Source organism: Neisseria sicca VK64, assembly GCF_000260655.1.
GTDB classification, from domain to species: Bacteria; Pseudomonadota; Gammaproteobacteria; order Burkholderiales; family Neisseriaceae; genus Neisseria; species Neisseria sicca_B.
The window spans coordinates 1-3,738 of sequence record NZ_AJMT01000149.1; the positions used below are offsets into that span (position 1 = coordinate 1).

3 protein-coding genes and 1 pseudogene are annotated in these 3,738 nt (G+C 44.0%); all 4 read right to left on the minus strand.

All coding sequences use genetic code 11. From position 1 onward, the window contains the following. Positions 1 to 347: 347 nt before the first annotated feature. The gene (locus HMPREF1051_RS13560; protein ID WP_003767420.1) at positions 348 to 1,853 is read right to left on the minus strand and encodes an SWIM zinc finger family protein; all 1,506 of its coding nucleotides are present in this window, start codon (positions 1,851 to 1,853) and stop codon (positions 348 to 350) included. A 36-nt stretch (positions 1,854 to 1,889) separates the two neighbouring features. Then, positions 1,890 to 2,045, minus strand: coding sequence for a hypothetical protein (locus tag HMPREF1051_RS14885; protein WP_167317426.1), 156 nt, complete (start codon positions 2,043 to 2,045; stop codon positions 1,890 to 1,892). A 17-nt stretch (positions 2,046 to 2,062) separates the two neighbouring features. After that, positions 2,063 to 2,914 carry a DNA adenine methylase gene (locus HMPREF1051_RS08925; RefSeq protein WP_003767418.1) on the minus strand — a complete coding sequence of 284 codons (852 nt, stop codon included), beginning with the start codon at positions 2,912 to 2,914 and terminating at the stop codon, positions 2,063 to 2,065. Between the two features lie 55 nt (positions 2,915 to 2,969). Further along, positions 2,970 to 3,738 (minus strand): annotated as a pseudogene (locus tag HMPREF1051_RS14890) (ATP-binding protein); the annotation flags it as partial.

The following is a 3,738-nucleotide window of genomic DNA, read 5'->3' on the forward strand; positions in this document are numbered from 1 at the left end:
CAGGAAAGGTGTGCAGATAGGCGGGAAAGCGTTGTGTACATGATTTATAGTGGATTAAATTTAAATCAGGACAAGGCGACGAAGCCGCAGACAGTACAGATAGTACGGCAAGGCGAGGCAACGCCGTACCGGTTTAAATTTAATCCACTATACATGATTGAACTGATTGGGGCGCGGCATAAAGGAACGCATTGCCTACGGACGTAAAGGTCGTCTGAAAACGGATTTCAGACGACCTTTGGTTTGGTTGGAAAGGGGGAGTTTAGAAAGGCTGCACGCAGATTCCAAGTTTTGTGTGATTTGCAGGCGTATGAAAGTGCGACGCGCCCAATCCAACCTCCTGTACCCTAAAACCCCGCCCGATCCAATTCTTCCAGCAACGCAGGCCGACGCGGTTTTTCGCTATATCGTTCCCTGATTTCGTCGGCGAAGTCTTCCATTGCCTGCCGTTGTGCGGAATATTGGCGGCGGAGGGTCTTTAATTGGTTAAAGAGCTGGCGGTATTGCTTACGGTTGCTTGCCTTATTGATTTCAGCCGCAAAGATTTTCAGGTAGCAAGCTACGATTTGGTCGTGATACGGCTCGGGAAAAGACGGGGCAAAACGTTCCATCATGTACAACGAAAGATGTTGCTGCAATAGGGCGAGCAACAGGTCGAATTCCTGTTCATGCTCCAATATTTCAGCTTGTAGCGAATATTGACCTGACAGGCGCGCAAGCAGGCGGTTGAATTCGTGCGGCCATTCGGCAGCGGAAAACGTGGCTTTCCACGCTTCGTAATGCGGCAATGAAAGGCTGGTGGAAAACGCCAAATCCGCTGCGATTTCGCGTACATTTTTACCGGTTTCCTTCAATACATCGAAAAGTTGCAGCTTCCATTTGTGCGCTGTGCCGAGTGTTCCTTCATCTTCGGCAATGCTGATGCCTTCGCGCAAGAGGCGTTCCGCTTCCGTCCAATCTTGCTGCCCGACTGCTTGTTCTACCGCAATTTGTCTGAATTTCGGCAGGTGCAGATGTCGTCTGAAATAATCCTGCGCGGCAGCAGTATCGCCTTTCGCCTGCAAAACCTGCCAGCCCTCGATTGCCCAAAATTCATGTTCCCAACCCGACTTGGTAACAGCCAAACGTTTAGCCACATAATCTTGCCACGCCTGCCATTCGCCGCGCAGCCGCCAGATTCGGGCGCGGATTTGGTAGATTTTATTGCCTGCCTCCGAGAAATCAAAATAGCGGCTGTCGTCCAAACATTTGTCCAAAAAATTAATCAAACGCTTTGGGACGTTTTCCATGACCGCCTCTTCCAGCAGGTCGATTGCCATATACATAGCATCGCCCAACATACCGTCCGAATCGTCCGCCTTTTCAAAAGCATCCTGCAAACGCGGTATCAACAGAGGCAAAGCCTGCTGCAACGCCTCCGTCCCCTCCTGCGCCACATCTTCCAACCAGTTTTGCAGCCTGAAGCCCAAATCGGCGGCTTCGTAGTAATCATAATATCGGGTTCGGGGAAAGATTCTGGAGAGCTGCTGCCGATACGGATTGCCGCCCTTTTTAGGCTGTTGCGCATTGGATTCGTCTGGCCGCTCGTCCGGCGTTTGAGCGCGCACCGCATACCACAACGCCGCCATATGCTTGCACGCCCAGCCATAAGGACAATCGCAGCCCCCGTCCTTAATGTACAAATCACTATCCAGCTTCAGCCATACCGAATAGTTTTCCGAACCGCACACCTCCGCCCGATAACGCCCTGCAGAAGTTTTTTGGACAGCACCAACTTTGCCCTGCTGAAAATACAGCAGGCCGCGTTCGGCGATGTGGGGCGGGAACAGGTGGAGCGGGTGGATACGGGGCATGGTTGGTTTCCAAGAAGTTGTTGAAATATGGGGAGTTTACTGGTTCGGGCGGCGTTTGGGGAGAGGGTAGTCGGAATCTTTGCTTTGCAAAGTGGCAAAAGGTCGTCTGAAAATGGGTTTCAGACGACCTTTGGTTTGAGTGGAAAGGGGGAGTAGTTTGGAAGACCGATGGAATATGTACCTAAAGCGCACACATAATCATGTGTAGACTACAACTTGCTGTTAGGTCTCAATACATTTTTCCCATAAATCATGACTTCGGAACCCTTAATTCTTTTATATGCGCAGTAGGATAAGATGTATTCTTCTTGATAATAATTTTTATAAATAGACTTAATCTCATTACAATTATCATATGAAACAATCCAAGGTGTTTTAATTGTACCTAAAGCATCACAAATCTGAACGTGGTCATCGTGATTATAGAAATTACGGTACAAACGATGACCTTTAATATAGTAAGGTGGGTCAAGATAGATTAAAGCAGGGGAAGGTAATATTTTGTCTGCTTTACCTAATAGTTCAAGCGCATCAAGGTTATACACATGAATATTATTGGCATAATTAGCAATACGTTTAATTAGGCTAGATAAACGGACTTTATTAAACCGAGCATCCAATTTGTATGTACCATTTTGGGCTTTGCCACCAATTACGCCCGCTTTTAAAATACCAGAGTGATTGGTGCGATTTAAATAAAAAGTTGCAAAACCATGCTCTAAATCAGAATGGTTTTCAGGATGTTTTAAAATCAGCTTTTGCTTCTCCCATTCTTCAATAGTTAAGGGAGCTTGTTGTAGTAGTGCTAGAAAATCATCTGTATTAGTAACGATAGCATGCCAAAAGTGATAGATGGCCAAATCTGCATCATTAATATGGATATCGGAAACATAGCCGTTAAAGAGTAAATCCAATGCTACTCCTGCTCCACCTGCAAACGGTTCCATATAATGACCGCCTTTGAGATGATTTGTTTCAATGACTGATTTTACAAAAGGAGCAAAAGCCCCTTTACCGCCAGGATAGCGTAAAGGTGTTAGGGGTTTGGGGTTGCCTGCCATATTTTTTACTCAATAATTTTTTATTCTTAATAATAAACTAAAAAAGTCAGCATCATTAAGAATTGTCTGGTATTCTATTTTCACTTAAACGAGCACTTTTCGGCCAAAGTTCTGGGTCTAATTTGTGCAACAATGCTACTTGGCGGAAACAATGGCGCAAGTCCCGGTAGAATTGTTCTATTTCTGTGTAATGGTTATCCAACCAAAAATCGAAAACTATTTTAAATTCTTCGAGATTGTCATTAAAAACAGTTTTATTGCTTTCTCTTCTTACACCTGATGCAGATTTACCATCTTGTCTCAATTGATTAATTCTTTCTTCAATCGCTGATATTTGCGGTTTAATTGAGTTAATATACCGGTGCTTGGTCAAACCGTTGCTTAAGGCTGTATCAGTATTCCAAAAAATCTGAGTCTGATACATTTCGAAATTTTGTTCGTTAGCTAATTCGTCGTAGTAATCAAAAATCAATTGTTCGGGATTTTTGTTGCCAGGCAATACAATAATATTATGTTTCATTGCTTTCTGACCGTTATTGTCACCATCTAATATACAAATGGCATTCATGGTGTTTTGATTTAAATACTGGTCTTTGAAAATTTCTTTCAATATTTCGCAACCGATACTGGCATTAACAAAGTGAAACTTGTCTCTTAAATCTCTAAAATATCTGCATCTGCTGTCAAAGTAGCCAAAAATCGCATTTAAAATGACACGCGCTTCATTATCTTCGGTAAATATAGGGATTTTAGGTGACGCGCTATAACTTACAGTTTGAATTTCCTGTAAGTGACGCTCAATTTTATGAATAGATGGGTCAGGT

Bases quoted from the DNA above. Each gene is read 5' to 3' on its own strand.
- HMPREF1051_RS08925 (WP_003767418.1), bottom strand. From the start codon at position 2,914: ATGGCAGGCAACCCCAAACCCCTAACACCTTTACGCTATCCTGGCGGT.
- HMPREF1051_RS13560 (WP_003767420.1), bottom strand. From the start codon at position 1,853: ATGCCCCGTATCCACCCGCTCCACCTGTTCCCGCCCCACATCGCCGAA.